Source organism: Streptomyces sp. NPDC014889, assembly GCF_043081205.1.
GTDB lineage: Bacteria > Actinomycetota > Actinomycetes > Streptomycetales > Streptomycetaceae > Streptomyces.
Map to the genome: position 1 here is coordinate 148704 of NZ_JBIBWH010000007.1, position 21709 is coordinate 170412.

16 protein-coding genes and 1 pseudogene are annotated in these 21709 nt (G+C 70.4%); 12 read left to right on the top strand and 5 right to left on the bottom strand.

Annotation, left to right across the window (positions count from 1 at the left end):
* Nucleotides 1-39 precede the first annotated feature (39 nt).
* Both ACF09J_RS15705 and ACF09J_RS15710 read right to left on the bottom strand, forming a co-directional pair.
* Nucleotides 40-834, bottom strand: coding sequence for an MIP/aquaporin family protein (locus ACF09J_RS15705; protein WP_392305976.1), 795 nt, complete (start codon nucleotides 832-834; stop codon nucleotides 40-42).
* 1043 nt (nucleotides 835-1877) lie between these two features.
* Complete coding sequence (locus ACF09J_RS15710) at nucleotides 1878-2642, bottom strand: IclR family transcriptional regulator (RefSeq protein ID WP_392305977.1); 765 nt, start codon at nucleotides 2640-2642, stop codon at nucleotides 1878-1880.
* Nucleotides 2643-2943: 301 nt separating this feature from the next.
* Between ACF09J_RS15710 and metH the strand changes: the two genes are divergently transcribed.
* From metH to ACF09J_RS15725, 3 genes are all read left to right on the top strand, one after another.
* A complete protein-coding gene (gene metH / locus ACF09J_RS15715) occupies nucleotides 2944-6462 on the top strand; it encodes a methionine synthase (RefSeq protein WP_392305978.1) in 3519 nt (1172 codons plus the stop codon).
* A gap of 234 nt (nucleotides 6463-6696) precedes the next feature.
* Nucleotides 6697-7398 carry an HAD family hydrolase gene (locus ACF09J_RS15720; RefSeq protein ID WP_392305979.1) on the top strand — a complete coding sequence of 234 codons (702 nt, stop codon included), beginning with the start codon at nucleotides 6697-6699 and terminating at the stop codon, nucleotides 7396-7398.
* A gap of 420 nt (nucleotides 7399-7818) precedes the next feature.
* The gene (locus ACF09J_RS15725) at nucleotides 7819-9426 is read left to right on the top strand and encodes an ABC transporter substrate-binding protein (RefSeq protein ID WP_392305980.1); all 1608 of its coding nucleotides are present in this window, start codon (nucleotides 7819-7821) and stop codon (nucleotides 9424-9426) included.
* A 90-nt stretch (nucleotides 9427-9516) separates the two neighbouring features.
* On the opposite strand, the gene ACF09J_RS15730 is transcribed toward ACF09J_RS15725, so the two are convergent.
* A complete protein-coding gene (locus tag ACF09J_RS15730) occupies nucleotides 9517-10188 on the bottom strand; it encodes a response regulator transcription factor (protein ID WP_225076125.1) in 672 nt (223 codons plus the stop codon).
* 14 nt (nucleotides 10189-10202) lie between these two features.
* Entirely contained in the window at nucleotides 10203-11261 is a 1059-nt protein-coding gene (locus tag ACF09J_RS15735; RefSeq protein WP_392305981.1) for a RecB family exonuclease, read from the bottom strand.
* A gap of 171 nt (nucleotides 11262-11432) precedes the next feature.
* Here ACF09J_RS15735 and ACF09J_RS15740 point away from each other — a divergent pair, with 171 nt between their 5' ends.
* From ACF09J_RS15740 to ACF09J_RS15750, 3 genes are all read left to right on the top strand, one after another.
* A complete protein-coding gene (locus tag ACF09J_RS15740) occupies nucleotides 11433-13142 on the top strand; it encodes a site-2 protease family protein (protein WP_392305982.1) in 1710 nt (569 codons plus the stop codon).
* Nucleotides 13143-13203: 61 nt separating this feature from the next.
* A complete protein-coding gene (locus ACF09J_RS15745) occupies nucleotides 13204-14106 on the top strand; it encodes a tRNA (adenine-N1)-methyltransferase (RefSeq protein ID WP_392305983.1) in 903 nt (300 codons plus the stop codon).
* Between the two features lie 174 nt (nucleotides 14107-14280).
* Entirely contained in the window at nucleotides 14281-14859 is a 579-nt protein-coding gene (locus ACF09J_RS15750) for a hypothetical protein (protein WP_392305984.1), read from the top strand.
* 68 nt (nucleotides 14860-14927) lie between these two features.
* Here the strand turns inward: ACF09J_RS15750 and ACF09J_RS15755 are convergent, their stop codons facing one another.
* Entirely contained in the window at nucleotides 14928-15233 is a 306-nt protein-coding gene (locus ACF09J_RS15755; protein ID WP_392305985.1) for a ferredoxin, read from the bottom strand.
* A 243-nt stretch (nucleotides 15234-15476) separates the two neighbouring features.
* On the opposite strand from ACF09J_RS15755, the gene arc reads away from it, so the two are divergent.
* The 6 genes and pseudogenes from arc to prcA all read left to right on the top strand — a co-directional run bounded on the left by arc (nucleotide 15477) and on the right by prcA (nucleotide 21656).
* Nucleotides 15477-17243, top strand: coding sequence for a proteasome ATPase (arc, locus tag ACF09J_RS15760; protein ID WP_392305986.1), 1767 nt, complete (start codon nucleotides 15477-15479; stop codon nucleotides 17241-17243).
* Between the two features lie 234 nt (nucleotides 17244-17477).
* Nucleotides 17478-18989, top strand: a complete 1512-nt coding sequence (gene dop / locus ACF09J_RS15765; RefSeq protein WP_392305987.1) for a depupylase/deamidase Dop — start codon at nucleotides 17478-17480, stop codon at nucleotides 18987-18989.
* 180 nt (nucleotides 18990-19169) lie between these two features.
* Nucleotides 19170-19388 (top strand): ubiquitin-like protein Pup, encoded by a 219-nt coding sequence (locus ACF09J_RS15770; RefSeq protein ID WP_141362521.1) that lies wholly within the window; start codon nucleotides 19170-19172, stop codon nucleotides 19386-19388.
* Nucleotides 19389-19440: 52 nt separating this feature from the next.
* Nucleotides 19441-20046: pseudogene (locus tag ACF09J_RS15775) on the top strand (endonuclease VII domain-containing protein).
* Complete coding sequence (gene prcB, locus ACF09J_RS15780; RefSeq protein WP_392305988.1) at nucleotides 19998-20843, top strand: proteasome subunit beta; 846 nt, start codon at nucleotides 19998-20000, stop codon at nucleotides 20841-20843. The pseudogene ACF09J_RS15775 and the gene prcB overlap by 49 nt, the downstream one beginning before the upstream one ends.
* 60 nt (nucleotides 20844-20903) lie before the next feature.
* The gene (prcA, locus tag ACF09J_RS15785) at nucleotides 20904-21656 is read left to right on the top strand and encodes a proteasome subunit alpha (RefSeq protein WP_392305989.1); all 753 of its coding nucleotides are present in this window, start codon (nucleotides 20904-20906) and stop codon (nucleotides 21654-21656) included.
* Nucleotides 21657-21709 lie beyond the last annotated feature (53 nt).

A 21709-nucleotide genomic window follows, 5' to 3' on the forward strand; every position in this document is an offset into this window, starting at 1 on the left:
TGGGGCGGGGATACGGCGTTGTGGTGCGGCGCGGTGCCGTCAGGCGAAGGCGGCGTTGTAGATGCCCGCGCCGACGGCGCCGCCGATCAGCGGGCCGACCACCGGGACCCAGGCGTAGCTCCAGTCGGAGCCGCCCTTGTTGGGCAGGGGCAGCAGGGCGTGGACGATGCGGGGGCCGAGGTCACGGGCCGGGTTGATGGCGTAGCCCGTGGGTCCGCCGAGGGAGAGGCCGATGGAGACGACGACGAGGGCGGTGATCAGACCGCCGAGCACGCCGAGGCCGTTGCCCTGGTCGTTGAGGCCCTGGGTGAGGACCGCGAGGATCAGCACGACGGTGCCGACGATCTCCGTGGCGAGGTTCTGCACCGCGTGCCGGATCTCGGGGCCGGTGGAGAAGATGCCGAGGACGGGTCCCGCGCCCTTCTCCTGGGCCTCGACCGCCTTGGCCGCGGTGGTCTGGGCCCCGGGGCCGCCGACGATCTCCCGGTCGGTGAGGTGGGCGTGGAACTGACCGTAGTAGGCGACCCAGACCAGGGTCGCGCCGATCATGGCGCCGAGCATCTGGCCGCCGAGGTAGGTCGGCACGTCCGTCCAGTCGCTGTTCTTGATCGCCAGGGCGACGGTCACGGCCGGGTTGAGGTGGGCGCCGGAGAGCGGGCCCGAGATGTACACGGCCGTCATCACTGCGAACCCCCACCCGAAGGCGATGGCGAGCCAGCCGGTGTTGCGGGCCTTGGAGCCCCTCAGCGTCACCGCGGCGCAGACGCCGCCGCCGAGCAGGATGAGTACGGCGGTACCGATGGTCTCGCCGATGAAGATGTCGGAGCTGGACACCCGCGACTCCTTTGTCCTTCGTCCAGAGGTGGCCGAAACCCCGGGTACCTCCTGCCGGGGGCTCGCGCCCTCGTGGGTGAGGGCGATGCCGGCCCTTGGCGTTGTCACACTCTAGCGCGTATTACCGCAAGCTGTTCGACAATGCCGACCGTTGGACGGGAGTCTCGCCCCACGTTCCCCAACCGTCAAGAGCCCCCACCACGGAAACCACGACCATCACCGCCGGCCCCGCCCCCTCGGGCGGGCACGGCGAGGGCACGGCGAGGGGCTGAACACGGCTTCGGCCACGCGGAGTTGGGGCGCAGCACCCTTTGCGATGGGCGTACGGCGGCGGGCTGCACGGCACCGCGGGGCCGCGTGGGTTCGCCGGGTGGGGATGCCGAGGCCCGGTACGCCCGGCGGGAGGCGCGCAGCGCCCGGTCCTGGCCGGACGCGCCCAGCGGAATGGCCCGCCAGGCCGCACCGGCCGCGTGGGGTGGTGTCCGGTTCGTATGGGCTGCGCACGCGGTCCAGGGGCTGCGTGCGGTGGTGCCCGCGTCGGCCTGCGGGCGGTGTGCGCCCGATCGGTCGCAGGGGCCGCGCCTGCCGGCGTGCTGCTCTGGCGGTACGGGTCGCGCGCGGTGTGTACGCGTGGCTCAGGGCCCGCATGCGGTGGTGTCCTGCGTGGCCTACGGGCGCGTGGGGTGGTCCTCCCCGGCTGGTTGCGCGGGCGCGTCGGCGCCCCGGCTGGTCATAGGGGCCGCGCCTGCCGGCGGGCCGGCCTGGTGGGTAGGACTGTGCGCGGTGGTGTCCCGTGTGGCCTACCAGCGCGTGAGGTGGTCCTCGGTTGGTCGTCCGGGCCGCGCCTGCCGGCCTGGTGGTACGAGCCGCGCGCGGTGGTGTCCCGCGTGGCCTGCAGGACGCCTGGGGTGATGCCCGGCTCGTCGTGAGGGCGCCCCGGCGTCCCGGCTGGTCGTACGGGCCGCGCGCGGTGGTGTTCCGCGTGGCCTGCAGGCTGGACGTGCTCGTCGCGGGCAAGGGGCCCGCGGTCCTGTGCGGCTGGGTCAGAAGCGGCCCGCGCCCAGGTCCCGGGAGACCGCTCGGGCGCAGTCGCGTACCGCTGCCACCAGGTCGTGGCGGAGTTCGCCGTCGCTGCAGACGCGCTCCACGGCACCGGTGATGCCGACCGCGCCGACCGGCATGCGCCGCCGGTCGTGGATGGGGGCGGCGACGGAGGCGACGCCCTCCCAGGTCTCCTCCACGTCGGCGGCGTAGCCACGCGCGCGCGTGACGTCGAGGATGTGCTCGAAGTCGTCGATCCCGCACACCGTCCGGTCCGTGAACGCCTTGCGGTCGGCCTCGACCGCCTCGCTGTGCGCCACCGGGTCGTACGCCGCGAGCACCTTGCCCAGAGCCGTGCAGTGCAGCGGCTGCATCGCCCCGATCTCCAGCACCTGCCGGCTGTCGTCCGGGCGGAAGACGTGGTGCACGATCAGCACGCCGTGCTGGTGGAGCACGCCCAGGTAGACGCTCTCCCCGCTGGACCGGGCCAGGTCGTCCGTCCAGACCAGGGCCCGCGCCCGCAGCTCGTGCACGTCGAGGTAGGTCGTGCCCAGGCGCAGCAGCTCCGCGCCGAGCTGGTACCGCCCGGAGGCCTCGTCCTGTTCGACGAAGCCCTCGTGCTGGAGGGTGCGCAGGATGCCGTGGGCGGTGCCTTTGGCGAGGCCCAGTGAGGAGGCGATGTCCGACAGGCCCAGCCGCCGCTCACCGCCCGCCAGCAACCGCAGCATCGCGGCCGCCCGTTCGAGCGACTGGATGTTCCGTGCCATCGCCGTCCTGCCTCCGTCCCCTTCGACCGCCGGCGCCCCGACTCCCGTCGTGGCGCCCGTTCGGCAATGCCGAACACTACCGGTCCCTGCCGATCCCCCGCCAATGGCCGGCCGGGACCTGGTGCCCGACCCGCCACCCGGGGTGTTCCGGCCATCATCCTCGTCCGCTTGGTGGACGCCGCGTCCGTCAGCGGCCGGTCCCGGCTACCCTGGCGACGTGCGCCCCGGCCCGGGCAGAGCCCTGCTCGCGTCCCGGGAAGGCGCAAAGCCGACAGCCGTCGCACCCCAAGGGAGCCCTTTCATGGCCTCGTTGCCGCCGACCCCTTCCGCCGACAGCCGGACCCGCGCGTCCGCCCTGCGTGAGGCACTCGCCACCCGTGTGGTGGTCGCCGACGGAGCGATGGGCACCATGCTCCAGGCCCAGGAGCCCTCGCTGGACGACTTCCAGCAGCTGGAGGGCTGCAACGAGGTCCTGAACGCGACCCGCCCCGACATCGTCCGTTCGGTCCACTCGGCCTACTTCGAGGTCGGAGTGGACTGCGTGGAGACCAACACGTTCGGGGCCAACCTGACCGCCCTGGGCGAGTACGACATCGCCGAGCGGGTCGCCGAGCTGTCCGAGGCGGGCGCCCGCATCGCCCGCGAGACGGCGGACGCGTTCACCGCCGGTGACGGCCGCCCGCGCTGGGTGCTGGGCTCCATGGGCCCGGGCACGAAGCTGCCGACGCTCGGCCACACCACCTTCGCCGCCATCCGCGACGCCTACCGGCAGAACGCCGAGGGCCTGCTCGCCGGGGGCGCGGACGCGCTGCTGGTGGAGACCACCCAGGACCTGCTCCAGACCAAGGCGTCCGTCATCGCGGCCCGCCGCGCGATGGAGACCGCCGGGTACGAGGTCCCGCTGATCGTGTCGGTGACGGTGGAGACGACCGGCACCATGCTGCTGGGCTCGGAGATCGGCGCCGCCCTGACCGCACTGGAGCCGCTCGGCGTCGACATGATCGGCCTGAACTGCGCGACCGGCCCCGCCGAGATGAGCGAGCACCTGCGCTACCTGTCCCGGCACGCGCGCATCCCGCTGTCGTGCATGCCGAACGCCGGCCTCCCCGTGCTCACCAAGGACGGCGCGCACTACCCGCTGACGGCCCCGGAGCTGGCCGACGCCCAGGGGCACTTCGTCCGCGACTACGGACTGTCCCTCGTGGGCGGCTGCTGCGGCACCACGCCGGAGCACCTGCGCCAGGTGGTCGAGCGGGTGCGGGACCTGTCCCCGGTGGAGCGCAGCCCCCGCCCGGAACCGGGCGCGGCCTCCCTGTACCAGACCGTGCCCTTCCGCCAGGACACCGCCTACCTGGCGATCGGCGAGCGGACGAACGCCAACGGCTCGAAGAAGTTCCGAGAGTCCATGCTCGAGGGCCGCTGGGACGACTGCGTGGAACTGGCACGCGAGCAGATCCGCGAGGGCGCGCACATGCTGGACCTGTGCGTGGACTACGTCGGCCGGGACGGGGTCGCGGACATGCGGGAGCTGGCGGGCCGCTTCGCCACGGCCTCGACACTGCCGATCGTGCTGGACTCCACCGAGGTCGACGTGATCCGGGCGGGCCTCGAGCAGCTCGGCGGCCGCGCGGTGATCAACTCGGTGAACTACGAGGACGGCGACGGGCCCGAGTCGCGGTTCGCCCGGGTGACGGCCCTGGCGCGGGAGCACGGGGCGGCGCTGATCGCGCTGACCATCGACGAGGAGGGCCAGGCCCGTACCGCCGAGAAGAAGGTGGAGATCGCCGAGCGGCTGATCGCGGACCTGACCGGCAACTGGGGCATCCGCGAGGAGGACATCCTCGTCGACTGCCTGACCTTCACCATCTGCACCGGCCAGGAGGAGTCCCGTGGCGACGGTGTGGCCACCATCGAGGGCATCAGGGAGCTGAAGCGCCGCCACCCGCTGGTGCAGACCACGCTGGGCCTTTCGAACATCTCCTTCGGTCTGAACCCGGCCGCCCGGATCCTGCTGAACAGCGTGTTCCTGGACGAGTGCGTCAAGGCCGGCCTGGACTCGGCGATCGTGCACGCGAGCAAGATCCTGCCGATCGCCCGCTTCGACGAGGAGCAGGTCACCACCGCGCTCGACCTGATCCACGACCGCCGCCGCGAGGGCTACGACCCGCTGCAGAAGCTCATGCAGCTCTTCGAGGGCGCCACGGCGAAGTCGCTGAAGGCCGGCAAGGCCGAGGAACTGGCCGCGCTGCCGCTGGAGGAGCGGCTCAAGCGGCGGATCATCGACGGCGAGAAGAACGGCCTGGAGCGGGACCTGGACGACGCCCTGCGCACGCGCAAGGCCCTGGACATCGTCAACGACACCCTGCTGGACGGCATGAAGGTGGTCGGTGAGCTGTTCGGCTCCGGCCAGATGCAACTGCCGTTCGTGCTCCAGTCGGCCGAGGTGATGAAGACCGCGGTCGCCCACCTGGAGCCGCACATGGAGAAGACCGACGAGGCGGGCAAGGGCACGATCGTGCTGGCGACCGTCCGCGGCGATGTGCACGACATCGGCAAGAACCTCGTCGACATCATCCTGTCCAACAACGGCTACAACGTGGTCAACCTCGGTATCAAGCAGCCCGTTTCGGCCATCCTGGAGGCCGCCGAGGAGCACAGGGCCGACGTGATCGGCATGTCCGGGCTGCTGGTGAAGTCCACGGTGATCATGAAGGAGAACCTGGAGGAGCTCAACGCCCGCGGCCTGGCGACCGGTTACCCGGTCATCCTCGGCGGCGCCGCCCTGACCCGCGCCTACGTCGAGCAGGACCTGCACGAGCTGTACGACGGGGAGGTCCGCTACGCCCGTGACGCGTTCGAGGGGCTGCGCCTGATGGACGCCCTGATCGGGGTCAAGCGGGGCGTGCCCGGCGCGAAGCTGCCCGAACTCAGGCAGCGCCGGGTGCGGACCGCCACCGCCCAGGTCGTCGAGGAGCAGCGGCCGGAGGAGGGCCACGTACGCTCCGACGTGGCCACCGACAACCCGGTCCCGGAGCCGCCGTTCCGGGGCACCCGGGTGATCAAGGGCATCCAGCTCAAGGAGTACGCGTCCTGGCTGGACGAGGGCGCCCTGTTCAAGGGCCAGTGGGGGCTGAAGCAGGCCCGCACCGGCGCCGGGCCCACCTACGAGGAGCTCGTCGAGACCGAGGGCAGGCCCCGGCTGCGCGGACTGCTGGAGCGGCTCCAGACGGACAACCTGCTGGAGGCCGCGGTGGTCTACGGCTACTTCCCCTGTGTGTCCAAGGACGACGACCTGATCATCCTGGACGAGCGGGGCAACGAGCGCACCCGCTTCACCTTCCCCCGCCAGCGCCGCGGCCGCCGGCTGTGCCTGGCGGACTTCTTCCGCCCGGAGGAGTCGGGGGAGCAGGACGTGGTCGGCTTCCAGGTGGTCACCGTCGGCTCCAGGATCGGCGAGGAGACCGCGCGGCTGTTCGCCGCCGACTCCTACCGTGACTACCTGGAGCTGCACGGGCTGTCCGTGCAACTGGCCGAGGCGCTCGCCGAGTACTGGCACGCCCGCGTGCGCGCCGAGCTGGGCTTCGCCGGTGAGGACCCGGCCGACATGGAGGACATGTTCGCCCTGAAGTACCGGGGCGCCCGCTTCTCCCTCGGCTACGGCGCCTGCCCCGATCTGGAGGACCGCGCCAAGATCGCCGATCTCCTGAGCCCCGAGCGCATCGGCGTCCACCTCTCCGAGGAGTTCCAGCTCCACCCCGAGCAGTCCACCGACGCCATCGTTATCCATCACCCGGAAGCCAAGTACTTCAACGCACGCTGACCCGGGTTTCCCCTGGTCCCCGCGGCGGCAGGGCCGCCCCGGGGACCAGTGCGGCGGTCAGCGGGCCCCGCGCCGGCCGTCTGCGCGGGTGCGGCCCCCGCCTTCGTGGGCCGGGGCCGGCGCGGCGGTTCGTGCGCGCGTTTCGGTTGTGGGCGTCGTACAATTATCGGTCCATCGCAGGCCGGTTCCCCGTATGGGAACCGGCCTGATCGTCCCTCGAGGAGGTATGCGCGGATGACCAGCACGGTACCAGCGCTCGGAACCCGTATGGCCGAAGGATCGGCCCTTCAGGCCGTGCTCCTGGACATGGACGGAACCCTGGTGGACACCGAGGGCTTCTGGTGGGACGTCGAGGTGGAGGTCTTCGCCGCCCTCGGACACACGCTCGACGAGTCCTGGAGACACGTCGTCGTCGGCGGCCCCATGACCCGCAGCGCGGGCTTCCTCATCGAGGCCACCGGCGCCGCGGTCACCATCGCCGAGATCACCACCCTGCTCAACCAGGGCTTCGAGGCCCGCATCGACGGCGCACTGCCCCTGATGCCGGGCGCCGCCCGGCTGCTGGCCGAGCTGTCCGAGCAGGGGATCCCCACCGCCCTGGTCTCCGCCTCCCACCGCCGCATCATCGACCGGGTACTGACCTCGCTCGGCCCCCAGCACTTCGCCCTGTCCGTGGCGGGCGACGAGGTCTCGCGCACCAAGCCGCACCCCGACCCCTACCTGCTGGCCGCCGCCGGCCTCGGCGCCGACCCGACCCGGTGCGCAGTGATCGAGGACACCGCCACCGGAGTCGCCGCCGCCGAGGCCGCGGGCTGCCGGGTCGTCGCCGTTCCCTCGGTCGCCCCCATCCCCCCGGCCTTCCGGCGGACCGTCGTCCCCAGCCTCGAGGACGTGAACCTGTCATTTCTGCGCGGCCTGATGACGGAAATGCGCTAACCGTTCACCCAGCGTGCCAAGCCGCACGGGAAAAGCCCCCTTACCGGCTGTCCGAACGAATTCACAGCTCGCCGTATGGCCGAATTCCGGTACTCGTCTCCCTACATGTGCGTGTGACGTTCCCCACTCCCTGGGGGGTCGACAAGAGGCCTGGAGCGTGCCTTCCGCCGCCTCTCGGATGCCGTACGCGCGTCCTTGTGTCCCGTTTGGTGGGACGCTGCACGAATCCTTCCGGTGACGGGTTTCCGGTCCGTCCACACCCGGTTCCGCAGCGTGATGGGAACTCAACTCCGTTCAACGCTAACGGTCCTGCGACGGGGGACTAATCTCGTCGCGAGAACATCGACCTTGCCCCTGTGATCCGTCGCGACACCCTGCACGCCGGATACACAGACATGACAGCTCTGGAGAAACTCGAGCATGAACCGCAAGACTTTGGTGCTGCCGGCCGTGGTCGGTCTGCTCGCGCCGGTTCTCGCCGCGTGCGGTGGTGCCGACAGCGGCAGCGAGAGCGGCAACGCGATCGTCGTCGGCACCACGGACCGGTTCATCGCTGACGAGGAGGCCCCGGCGCCCATCGATCCGGTGTACGCCTACGACGTCGGCACCTGGAACATCCTGCGCCAGACCGTGCAGACTCTGATGGTCCAGCCCAAGGGCGACGGTGACCCCGTCCCCGAGGCGGCCGAGAAGTGCGGCTTCACGGACAGTGGCAACGAGCGCTACGCCTGCACCCTGCGCGAGGGCCTCAAGTTCGCGAGCGGCGAGCCCATCACCGCGGCCGACGTGAAGTTCTCCATCGACCGCGCCCTCACCATCAAGGTCGAGGGCGGTCCGGGCAGCCTTCTCTCCACCGTGGACACCGTGGAGACCCAGGGCGACCGTGAGGTCATCTTCCACCTCAACACGGCCGACGCCATCTTCCCGTACAAGTTGTCGACGCCCGTCGCGGGCATCGTCAACCCCAAGGACTACGACAAGGACAAGCTCCGCGACGGCTTCGCCGTGGACGGCTCCGGTCCGTACACCATGAAGGCCAACGTCAAGAACGGCGAGATGGTCGACGCGGTCTTCACCAAGAACCCCAACTACCAGGGGACGTTCAAGCTCAACAACGACAAGGCGGAGCTCCGCTCCTTCCCGGACACCGACGCCATGGGTGCCGCGCTGGACAAGGGCGACATCGACGTCATGACCCGCACCATGGCGCCCGAGCAGATCCAGAAGCTGTCGACCGCCAGCAAGGACAGCAAGGTCGGCCTCGTCGAGACGGCCGGCCTGGAGATCCGCTATCTGGCCTTCAACACCGACGCGCCGACGGTGAAGACCGAGGCCGTGCGTGAGGCCATGGCCCAGGTCATCAACCGCAGCGAACTCGTCTCCGAGGTCTACGGCACTCAGGCCGAGCCGCTGTACTCGCTGGTCCCGGCCACCATCACCGGTCACTCCAACGCCTTCTTCAACCGGTACGGCGACCCGGACGTGACCAAGGCCCGCTCGGCGCTGGAGAAGGCCGGAGTCACCACCCCGGTGAAGCTGACGATGCACTACACGACGGACCACTACGGCCCGGCCACCAAGAAGGAATTCGAGGTCCTTCGCCAGCAGCTCAACGACAGCGGCCTGTTCGACGTCGACATCCAGGGCACCCCCTGGGACGTCTTCCGCCCGGCGGAGAAGAAGGGCAAGTACGACGTCTACGGCATGGGCTGGTTCCCGGACTTCCCGGACGCCGACAACTACCTGGCGCCGTTCCTCGACAAGGACAACATCCTCAACTCGCCGTACACCAACAACGTGGTCCGCAACACCCTGATCCCGCAGTCCCGTCGACAGGCCGACCGGCTCTCCGCGTCCACCAGCCTGACGAAGATTCAGGACATCGTGGCCAGCGAGGTCCCGCTGATCCCGCTGTGGCAGGGCAAGCAGTACGTCGCCGCCCGCGACAACATCACGGGCACCGCGTACGCCATCAACTCCTCGGCGACGCTCCAGCTCTGGGAGCTCGGCCGCGGTGTGAGCGGCTGACCCGCGAGCAGAGCCGCGACGCAAGGGCGCCCCTCCCGGTCCTCCGGGAGGGGCGCCCTTCGTCGTCGTGCCGGGTGGCGGGGCCGCCCGCTACTGCGCGCCGGGGCGCACCAGCCCGCTCTCGTACGCGTACACCGCGGCCTGCACGCGGTCGCGCAGCCCCAGCTTCGTCAGCACATGCCCGACATGGGTCTTGACCGTCGTCTCGCTGACGAACAGATCCGCGGCGATCTCCGCGTTGGACAACCCGCGCGCCACCAGCTTCAGCACCTCCACCTCACGGTCGGTGAGGGTGTGCAGCGTGTCCGGCACCGGCTCCTCGCCGGAGGGCAGGTGCGTGGCGTACTTGTCCAGCAGCCGGCGTGTGATGCTCGGCGCCAGCATTGCCTCGCCGGCCGCGACCACCCGGATCGCCTGCACCAGCTCGTTGGCCGGCGCGTCCTTGAGCAGGAAGCCGCTGGCGCCGGCGCGCAGCGCCTCCACCACGTACTCGTCGAGGTCGAAGGTGGTCAGTACCAGCACCTTCGCCGGACCGTTCCGCTCCGGGCCGGTGATCTGCCGGGTCGCCTCCACGCCGTCCATCCGCGGCATGCGGATGTCCATCAGCACCACGTCGGGCTGAAGGGCCCGCACCTGGTCCAGGGCCTGCAGACCGTCTCCGGCCTCGCCCACGACCGCGATGTCCTGCTCCGCCTCCAGGATCATCCGGAACCCGGTGCGCAGCAGCGGCTGGTCGTCGACCAGTAGGACGCGGATGGCCACGTGAGTCTCCTTCGCTAGCCCGGCCCCATTCTGCCCTGCGCCTCGCTGCCGGACTCCTCCGCCCTCACCGGCAGCGGATAGGGCGGGGGAGTGCCGCCGAACTCCGGGCAGTGGGCCCGGTGGTCGCACCAGCCGCACAGCTTGGTGGGGCGCGGCCGCCAGTCACCGGTCTCGGTGGCCAGCCGGATCGCCTCCCACAGCGCCAGCAGCTTGCGCTCCACCCGCTCCAGGTCGGCGGGGACCGGGTCGTAGGTCAGTACGTCACCGCTGCCCAGGTACACCAGTTGCAGCCGCCGCGGCAGGACCTTCTTCAGCCGCCACACCACCAGGGCGTAGAACTTCATCTGGAACAGCGCGCCCTCGGCGTACTCGGGGCGGGGCGCCTTGCCCGTCTTGTAGTCGACGATCCGCACCTCGCCCGTGGGCGCCACGTCCACCCGGTCGATGATGCCGCGCAGCGTCAGCCCGGAGTCCAGCTCGGCCTCGACGAACAGCTCCCGCTCGGCCGGTTCGAGACGGGTCGGGTCCTCCAGCGTGAACCAGCGCTCCACCAGCCGCTCCGCCTCCGCCAGCCAGCCCGCCAGCCGCTCGCCGCCGGTGTCGTCGGCGAACAGCTCCACCAGCTCGGGCCGCGCCTCGCGCAGCCGCTGCCACTGGCCCGGAACCAGCGCCCTGGCCCGCGGCGCGGTCCGCTCCGCGGCGGGCGCGTCGAACAGTCGCTCCAGCACGGCGTGCACCAGCGTGCCCCTGGTCGCCGCCTCGCTCGGCTTCTCCGGCAACCGGTCGATCACCCGGAACCGGTACAGCAGCGGACACTGCATGAAGTCCCCGGCCCGTGAGGGAGACAGGGAACTGGGCGGCACGACGACCCGCCCGGCGCGCCCACCCGAGCCCTCTTCCCCGCCTGCCTCGCCGCCGCCCGTCTGCGCCGGGACCGTTGTCCGGCCCGCGTCCGGCGTCGGGGCCGGTGCGGGCGGGCGCGACCCGGCGGTCCCCGGTGCGTTGTGGGGTGAGGGTCCCGGCCCGACGGCGTTGTGCGGGGTGCCGGGCTCGCCCTCCGTGCTCGTCTCCATGCCCCAGACCCTACGGCCCGCCACTGACAGTGACCCGGGGACGGTCATGTTGTGGGCGAAGAGGGGAAAACACATGGGTGCCGGGCGTGAGCGGTCGTCACGGCCGCATACCATCGACCCGAGACCTTCCGGCCGTCAGGTACGGGAGACTGCTTCGAACGAGGGGACACCGTGGACGTGAGCGGCGGGAGCGGACAGCCGCGTTCCGGCAAGGACGAGTCGGCAGATCGCCGCACGGGCCCTGTGGGCCCCGCCCCCGACTCCGTGGGCCCGGGCGCCGAGCCGGCCGACGCGGCCCCGACCGAGTCGTCCCCGCGGACCGGCGCCCCCGCCACCGGAGCGGAGGCCGGGCCGGAAGAGCCGACGCAGGAGGGCCGGGAGGCGCAGCAGGCAAAGGGGACTGAGGAGCCGGAACGCTCCGGCGACGCCCCGCAGGACCCACCCGCCGCCGGCGACGCCCCAGAGCCGTCCGCCTCCGGAGGCGCCCCGCAGGAGCCGTCCGGCATCGACGACGCCCGCCGCGGCGCCCACCCCGAGCGCGGCTACGCCCACGGCGGCGACCCGGCCGCCGGGAGCGACACCGGAGCCCGGGCCGCGAACCCGGCCCCCGTGCCCGGCGACCGCCCACGCGTGCCCGGCGACCGCAAGCCCCCCGAGCCCCACCCCGATCGCACACCGGCCCGTTCACGGACCGGGCAGGAGCCGCCGCGGCGCCCGAACGAGCCCGGGGGCGGGCTCCTCATGGGGCGGCCCTTCGGCGTGCCCGTCTACGTGGCTCCGAGCTGGTTCCTCGTCGCCGCGCTGATCACCTGGGTGTTCGGCGGCCAGCTCGACCGGGTGCTGCCCGAGCTCGGCGCCGCCCGCTACCTCGTCGCCCTCTTCTTCGCGGTCGCCTTCTACGGCTCCGTCCTCGTCCACGAACTCGCCCACACCATCGCCGCCCTCCGCTTCAAGCTCCCGGTCCGCCGCATCCAGCTCCAGTTCTTCGGCGGCGTCTCCGAGATCGAGAAGGAGGCCGAGACCCCCGGCCGCGAGTTCGTGCTCGCCTTCGTCGGCCCGCTGCTCTCACTGATCCTCGCCGGCGTCTTCTACGTCGCCCTTCGGCCCTTCGAACGCGGCACCGTCGTCGGCGTCCTGCTGGCCGGCCTGATGATCTCCAACCTCATCGTCGCCGCCTTCAACCTGCTGCCCGGCCTGCCGCTGGACGGCGGCCGCATGCTGCGCGCCGTCGTCTGGAAGATCACCGGCAGACCGATGAGCGGCACCGTCGCCGCCGCCTGGGTGGGCCGCGCGCTCGCCGTCGCCGTGCTGATCGGACTGCCGCTGTTCACCCAGTCCGGCGCCCTCGGCGGCACCGCCGAGGACAGCGTCGGCGTGGGCACCGTCACCAACGCCCTGCTCGCGGCCATCCTGGCCGCGATCATCTGGACCGGCGCAGGCAACAGCCTGCGCATGGCCCGGCTGCGCGAACACCTCCCCGAGCTGCGCGCCCGCGCCCTCACCCGCCGTGCCGTCCCGATCGAGACCAACACCTCCCTGGCCGAGGCCCTGCGCCGCGCCAACGCCGCCGGCGCCCGCGCCCTGGTCGTCGTCGACGGCCACGGCGAGCCGCTCTCCCTCGTCCGCGAGTCCGCCATCGTCGGCGTACCCGAGCACCGCCGCCCCTGGGTCTACGCCAGCGAACTCGCCCAGGAGCTCACCGACGGCATGCGCGTCCCCGCCGAACTCGCCGGCGAGGACCTCCTGGACGTGCTGCGCGCCACCCCGGCGACCGAGTACCTCGTGGTCGAGGCGAGCGGCGAGATCTACGGCGTGCTGTCCGCGGCCGACGTGGAGCGCGCCTTCGTGAGGGCCATGGCCCGCCCGTCGGCCTCCGCGTAGGCCTCCGCGCACGCCCCTGCGCGTGGTCGGAGGGCCCGCCGGGGACCGGTAGGCTGGTCACATGTCCGAACCGACCGGTGCCGCCCGCCGCCGCGGGCCCTTCAAGGTCGGGGACCAGGTACAGCTGACCGACCCCAAGGGCCGCCACTACACGTTCACGCTCGAGGCCGGGAAGAACTTCCACACCCACAAAGGTTCCTTCCCGCACGACGAACTGATCGGCGCACCCGAGGGCAGCGTTGTCCGCACCACCGGCAACGTCGCCTACCTCGCGCTGCGCCCCCTGCTCCCCGACTACGTCCTGTCCATGCCCCGCGGGGCAGCCGTCGTATACCCCAAGGACGCGGGGCAGATCCTCGCCTTCGCCGACATCTTCCCCGGCGCGCGCGTCGTGGAGGCCGGCGTCGGCTCCGGCTCGCTCAGCAGCTTCCTGCTGCGGGCCATCGGCGACCAGGGCATGCTGCACAGCTACGAGCGCCGCGCCGACTTCGCCGAGATCGCCCAGGCGAACGTGGAGCGCTACTTCGGCGGCCCGCACCCCGCCTGGCAGCTCACCGTCGGAGACCTCCAGGACAACCTGTCCGACACCGACGTCGACCGCGTCATCCTCGACATGCTCGCCCCCTGGGAGTGCCTGGAGGCCGTCTCCAAGGCGCTCGTCCCGGGCGGCATCCTGTGCTGCTACGTCGCGACCACCACCCAGCTCGCCCGGACCGTGGAGTCCATCCGCGAGATCGGCTGCTTCAACGAGCCGACCGCCTGGGAGACGATGATCCGCAACTGGCACATCGAGGGCCTGGCCGTCCGCCCGGACCACCGCATGATCGGCCACACCGGCTTCCTGCTCACCGCCCGCCGGCTCGCGGACGGCGTCGAGCCGCCCATGCGCCGCCGCCGGCCCGCCAAGGGCGCCTACGGCGAGGACTACGAGGGCCCCAACGCCGACGGCGGCGCGACCCGCTGACACGGCCGCCACCACGCGCAACACAAGGGCGCCGTGGTGGAGTTCCCGACGACCGCGGGGAACTCCACCACGGCGCCCTCGGGTTGACCCCCACCCCGCCGTTCCCACGAACTGTGACGTGTGGCACGATGCTGGCCACCCCCACCGGCACAGCCCTCGCAGGAGATGCTCCTAGTGCAGCAGTCCGCCGTTCCGGAACTGGCCCACACGCACACCCGCCCCATCCACTGGATGGCCACCGCGACCGCGGTCGCCGGCGTGGTGGCCCTCTCCTCGCTCGTGCAGCCCGGCGCGGCCACGGCCGCCCAGCCGCAGGGGGCCCGCACGCACTCGGCCCCCGCCGGCGCGGCGGCCCCGGGCACCACCGGCGTGACCTTCCCGATCGACTGCGGCCCGGTGCGGGCCGTGGTGGCGAAGAAGGCCTCCGGGGACCTCGACGGGGACGGCCGGCCGGAGACCGTGGCCGTGGTGCACTGCGACGCCGCGATGGGCACCCCGCCCGACGCCGTCTACGTCCTGACCCGGTCCGCCGACGCCGCCGAGCCGCGCGTGGTCGCCACCCTCGTGGAGCCCAAGGACCGGTACTCGGTCACGGACTTCGCCGTCCGTGATGGCGCCGTGACCGCCACCCTGCTCGGCTACTCCTCGCCCGACGTGCCCAATTGCTGCCCCGACCTCAAGGACAGCGTGAAGTGGCGGTGGCAGAACGGCGCGTTCGTCCGCTCCACGGACGCCGGGGCGCGCGGCATCTGAGCGCACCGCGGCCGCATTCCCGGAAAATGTGAGAAAACAGACAATGGTGACGCCTTGCGCCGGGGTTGTCACCCCGCGTCAGGTCCGTACACCTCGACCCGGTCCGAGACGCGGCGCACATGGATGCACTCGCCCGGACACTCCTTGGCCGAGTCCACCACGTCCGTGAGGAGCGGAAGGGGCACGGGCGTTGCCGCTCCGGCCTCCTGAAGGAGCTCGTCCTCCGGGCTCTTCACATAGGCCAGACCGTCGATGTCCAGCTCGAACACCTCGGGTGCGTACTGCGCGCAGATGCCGTCGCCGGTACACAGGTCCTGGTCGATCCAGACCTCCAGGGCCTCGCCGCCGTCCGAGGTCTGCTGCTGCACGGTCATCTCTCCTGCCGTATCACGTCGAGCCGTACGGGAATCCGGCCAGCTCTGACGGGTGTTGAACATGTCGACCCTACCCCTGCCCGCTTTCCAATCATGTTCGGTGGGTATTCCCCTGGCGTGAGGGAGAGCGCAAGGGTGAAGATCGGACACACCCCGACAGTCTTTGTGATCTAGGGGTTTCAATCGACACCCACCCAGGTAGGGTCTGGAAGCGTCCAGCTCCCCTTGGAGGAGGTGAGGACCGTGGCAGCCCACGACGACGACATGAACCGCGGCATCCGCCCGGGACGCGGGTCCGAAGACCCGGCCGGGCAGATCGCCTACCTTGAGCAGGAGATCGCCGTCCTGCGCCGCAAGCTCGCCGACTCTCCGCGTCACACGAGGATTCTCGAAGAGCGGATCGTCGAGTTGCAGACCAACCTGGCCGGCGTCTCCGCGCAGAACGAACGGCTCGCGAACACCCTCCGCGAGGCCCGCGACCAGATCGTGGCCCTCAAGGAAGAGGTCGACCGGCTCGCCCAGCCGCCGGCCGGCTTCGGAGTCTTCCTGCAGGCCATCGAGGACGGCACCGCCGACATCTTCACCGGCGGCCGCAAGCTCCGGGTGAACGTCAGCCCCAGCGTCGAGCTCGACGAGCTCAGGCGCGGCCAGGAAGTGATGCTCAACGAAGCGCTCAACGTGGTCGAGGCCATGGAGTTCGAGCGCGTCGGCGACATCGTCACCCTCAAGGAGATCCTCGAGGACGGCGAGCGGGCCCTGGTGCTCGGGCACACCGACGAGGAGCGGGTGGTACGGCTCGCCGAGCCGCTGCTGGACGTCACCATCCGCCCCGGCGACGCCCTCCTGCTCGAACCCAGGTCCGGCTACGTCTACGAGGTCGTGCCCAAGAGCGAGGTCGAGGAACTCGTCCTCGAAGAGGTGCCCGACATCGGCTACGAGCAGATCGGCGGCCTGGGCAACCAGATCGAGGCCATCCGCGACGCCGTCGAGCTGCCCTACCTCTACCCGGACCTGTTCAAGGAGCACGAGCTGCGCCCGCCGAAGGGCGTCCTGCTCTACGGACCCCCCGGATGCGGCAAGACGCTCATCGCCAAGGCCGTCGCGAACTCGCTCGCCAAGAAGGTCGCCGAGGTCACCGGGCAGGCGGCGGGCAAGAGCTTCTTCCTCAACATCAAGGGCCCGGAGCTGCTGAACAAGTACGTCGGCGAGACCGAGCGGCAGATTCGCTTGGTCTTCCAGCGGGCCCGGGAGAAGGCGAGCGAGGGCACTCCCGTCATCGTCTTCTTCGACGAGATGGAGTCCCTCTTCCGCACCCGCGGCTCCGGCGTCAGCTCGGACGTGGAGAACACCATCGTCCCCCAGCTGCTCGCCGAGATCGACGGTGTGGAGGGCCTGCAGAACGTGGTCGTGATCGGCGCCTCCAACCGCGAGGACATGATCGACCCCGCCATCCTGCGGCCCGGCCGCCTCGATGTGAAGATCAAGATCGAGCGTCCGGACGCCGAGGCGGCGAAGGACATCTTCGGGAAGTACCTCACCGAGCGCCTCCCGCTGCACTCGGACGACCTCGCGGAACACGGCGGCGACAAGGACATCACGGTCCAGGGCATGATCCAGACCGCGGTGGAACACATGTACGCCGAAACCGAGGAGAACCGCTTCCTGGAGGTCACCTACGCCAATGGCGACAAGGAAGTCCTGTATTTCAAGGACTTCAATTCCGGCGCCATGATCGAGAACATCGTGGGCCGCGCCAAGAAGATGGCGATCAAGGACTTCCTCGAGAAGAACCAGAAGGGCCTCCGCGTCTCCCACCTGCTCCAGGCGTGCGTGGACGAGTTCAAGGAGAACGAGGACCTGCCGAACACCACCAACCCGGACGACTGGGCCCGGATCTCCGGAAAGAAGGGCGAGCGGATCGTCTACATCCGCACCCTCATCACCGGAAAGCAGGGCGCGGACACCGGACGCTCCATCGACACGGTGGCCAATACTGGTCAGTACCTGTAAAAGCAGGGTGGCTGCGGGTGCCCTCCACGGGGTACCCGCAGTCGGCTGTTTCCGGGGACACCGCATGGAGCAGGCAATGACGCAAATGATCTCCCCACCAGCGCAAAGGCGTTCTAGGCTCTTTCGTACCGCCGGGTCGCGCAGTGCGGGGACGGGCACCGCACAGGCACCCGGGCACGAGCGGTACTTGAGCGACGCCCACGACCGAGGGCGCCGCCGGGCAAGGAGGGCCGCATGACCGTACGGCGAGTAATGGGCATCGAGACGGAGTACGGGATCTCCGTCCCCGGCCACCCCAATGCCAATGCCATGCTCACCTCATCCCAGATCGTCAACGCCTACGCGGCGGCCATGCACCGGGCCCGCCGGGCCCGCTGGGACTTCGAGGAGGAGAATCCGCTGCGGGACGCCCGCGGCTTCGACCTCGCCCGTGAGGCGGCCGACGCCAGCCAGCTCACCGACGAGGACATCGGCCTGGCCAACGTCATCCTCACCAATGGCGCACGGCTCTACGTCGACCATGCCCACCCGGAGTACAGCGCGCCCGAGGTCACCAACCCGCGCGACGCCGTCCTGTGGGACAAGGCCGGCGAACGGATCATGGCCGAGGCGGCGGAGCGGGCGGCCCAGCTCCCCGGCGCCCAGCCGATCCACCTCTACAAGAACAACACCGACAACAAGGGCGCCTCCTACGGCACGCACGAGAACTACCTGATGAAGCGGGAGACCGCGTTCTCCGACATCGTGCGCCACCTCACGCCCTTCTTCGTCTCCCGCCAGGTCATCACGGGCGCGGGACGCGTCGGCATCGGCCAGGACGGCCACGAGCACGGCTTCCAGCTCAGCCAGCGCGCGGACTACTTCGAGGTCGAGGTCGGCCTGGAGACCACGCTCAAGCGGCCGATCATCAACACGCGCGACGAGCCGCACGCCGACGCGGAGAAGTACCGGCGCCTGCACGTGATCATCGGCGACGCCAACCTCTCGGAGATCTCCACCTACCTCAAGCTGGGCACGACCGCGCTGGTCCTGTCCATGATCGAGGACGGCTTCATCGCCGTGGACCTGGCCGTCGACCAGCCCGTCCGCACGCTCCACCAAGTCTCCCACGACCCGGGTCTCAAGCGTGTGATCACGCTGCGCAGCGGCCGGACGCTCACCGCGGTGCAGCTCCAGATGGAGTACTACGAGCTGTCGCGCAAGTACGTGGAGGAGCGGTTCGGCGCGGACGCCGACGAGCAGACCAAGGACGTGCTGTCCCGCTGGGAGGACACCCTCAACCGGCTGGAGAACGACCCGATGAGCCTGGCCGGCGAGCTGGACTGGGTCGCCAAGCGTGAGCTCATGGAGGGCTACCGGCGCCGTGACGGCCTCGACTGGGACGCCGCCCGCCTCCACCTCGTCGACCTCCAGTACGCGGACGTACGCCCCGACAAGGGCCTGTACAACCGTCTGGTGGCCCGTGGACGCATCAAGCGCCTGCTGGACGAGGCCGAGGTGGACCGGGCCCGCAGGAAGCCGCCGGAGGACACACGTGCGTACTTCCGCGGCCGCTGCCTGGAACAGTACGCGGACGACGTCGCCGCGGCCTCCTGGGACTCGGTGATCTTCGATCTGCCGGGCCGGGACTCGCTCCAGCGCGTCCCAACCCTGGAACCACTTCGCGGAACGCGTAATCACGTCAAGGAGCTCCTCGACCGCTGCCGTACCGCCGAAGACCTGGTCAGGGTGCTTTCCGGCGGCTGAGCGGACCGTGGACCGAGCGGGCCGTACAGGGTGGAAATCCCCGGTGCAGGGAATCATCGAGGTGGCCCTCGTACGTTGGAGAAAGTGCGGGGCCGATGTCGGACCCGGCTTGTAGGGTCGGAACATCACCGATCGGCCGTAATGCCGACCATGTCGGGCGAACTGAGCGGGGTGAGGGTTATGGCAACGAAGGACACCGGCGGCGGACAGCAGAAGGCCACGCGTTCCACCGAGGAGGTCGAGGAACAGTCCCAGGACGCGCAGGCCGCGGACGACCTCAAGGAACGCCACGAGAAGCTGAGCGACGACGTGGACTCCGTGCTGGACGAGATCGACGACGTACTCGAGGAAAATGCCGAGGATTTCGTGCGCTCCTTCGTGCAAAAAGGTGGAGAGTGAAGGTCGTTTAGGCTGGCCCCTTTCGAAATGAAGGTGGGCGCGGGGGGTGTGGGTGGCCGGCGAGCCGAACGCGAAACAGTGCACGAAATGCAAGCGAGAGCTATCTCTTGCCGCATTCGCGCGGGACAAGAATCGACGTGATGGCCTCCAGGTGCACTGCCGGTAGTGCGTGGCGGAGTACAGCGCCGCGCACTACCGGCGCCGCCGGGAAGCCGTGGGCAAGTCGGTTCGGGCGAAGGTGGAGGTCCCGGCCGGGCACAAGCTCTGCCGGGCGTGTGGTGAGGTCAAGCCGCACAGTGAGTGGCATCGCAACGCGACTGCGTCGGACGGTCTGTCGACGCGCTGCAAGGCGTGCCGTGCCATCCGGGGGCGGCAGGACCACCTGAAGCGCCGGTACGGCCTCACCGAAGCCGAGCGTGAGGAGTTGATCGCCTCTCAGGGAGGCGTCTGCTGTATTTGCCTCTCGGCTCCACCAGAGCATGTGGATCACTGCCATGAGACGGGTAGGGTCCGTGGCGTACTGTGCTTCAGCTGCAATGCTGCACTGGGGCAGTTCAAGGATCGGCCCGATGCCATAAGGCGGGCTGCTGCTTACGTGGAGGGAATCGCGTGGAAGCCAACACTCGTAGCACCGGGCGTCTACCGGCTGCCTTCCTGACGCCCGGGTCCTCCTCGTTCATGGACTTTCTCGCCGAGCACCAGCCGGAGATGCTTCCGGGCAAGCGGCGGCTGCCGCCCACCCAGGGGGTGATCGAGGCGCCGCACGGGACCACCATCGTGGCCGTGGCCTTCCCGGGCGGTGTCGTGCTGGCCGGTGACCGGCGGGCCACGATGGGGAACGTGATCGCGCAGCGGGACATCGAGAAGGTGTTCCCGGCCGATGAGTACTCGGCCGTCGGCATCGCCGGCACCGCGGGTCTGGCGGTGGAGATGGTGAAGCTGTTCCAGCTGGAGCTGGAGCACTTCGAGAAGGTCGAGGGGACGCAGCTCTCGCTGGAGGGCAAGGCGAACCGGCTGTCGACCATGATCCGCTCCAATCTGGGCATGGCCATGCAGGGGCTGGCCGTGGTCCCGCTCTTCGCGGGGTACGACGTGGACCGCGAGAAGGGCCGGATCTTCTCCTACGACGTGACGGGCGGCCGTTCCGAGGAGCACGGCTTCGCGGCGACCGGCTCAGGCTCGATCTTCGCGCGCGGCGCCATGAAGAAGCTCTTCCGTGAGGACCTGACCGAGGCCGAGGCCACGACGCTCGTGGTGCAGGCCCTGTACGACGCGGCAGACGACGACTCGGCGACCGGTGGTCCCGATGTCGCCCGCCGGATCTATCCGATCGTCACCGTGATCACCGAGGACGGCTTCCGCCGGCTCACCGAGGACGAGTGCTCCGAGATCGCCCGTTCGGTGCTCCAGCGGCGTCTGGAGCAGCCCGACGGCCCGCGGGCCGCGTTGCTGTAGCCGGTGGCCGTTCTTGTCCAGGGTGATCCAGTGACTTCTACAGAAAGGGACGGATAACCGGTGTCGACGCCGTTCTATGTGTCACCTCAGCAGGCCATGGCCGACCGGGCGGAGTACGCCCGCAAGGGCATCGCCCGTGGTCGCAGCCTGGTCGTGCTGCAGTACGCCGACGGAATCGTGTTCGTCGGTGAGAATCCGTCCCGCGCGCTGCACAAGTTCAGCGAGATCTACGACCGGATCGCATTCGCGGCGGCCGGCAAGTACAACGAGTACGAGAACCTGCGCATCGGCGGCGTGCGCTACGCCGACCTGCGCGGTTACACCTACGACCGGGACGACGTGACCGCGCGCGGCCTGGCGAACGTGTACGCCCAGACGCTGGGCACGATCTTCTCCAGCGCCGCGGAGAAGCCCTACGAGGTGGAGTTGGTGGTCGCCGAGGTGGGGGAGACCCCGGACGGCGACCAGATCTACCGGCTGCCGCACGACGGCTCGATCGTGGACGAGCACGGCTCGGTCGCGGTCGGCGGCAACGCCGAGCAGATCAGCGGCTACCTGGACCAGCGTCACCGGGACGGCATGTCGCTGGCCGAGGCGCTGAAGCTTGCCGTGCAGGCCCTGTCCCGCGACACCAACGGCAGCGAGCGGGAGATCCCCGCCGAGCGCCTGGAGGTGGCGGTGCTGGACCGTACGCGTCCGCAGAAGCGCAAGTTCAAGCGCATCGTGGGACGCCAGCTCGGCCGGCTGCTCGAGGCCGACGGCGCGGCGACCGAGGCGGAGAGCGCGGACGAGGACAGCTCCGAGGAGAAGTAGTCCCGATCCCGTAGCCCCGTTCCCGGGTGCCCCGGTCCGCTGAGGGCCGGGGC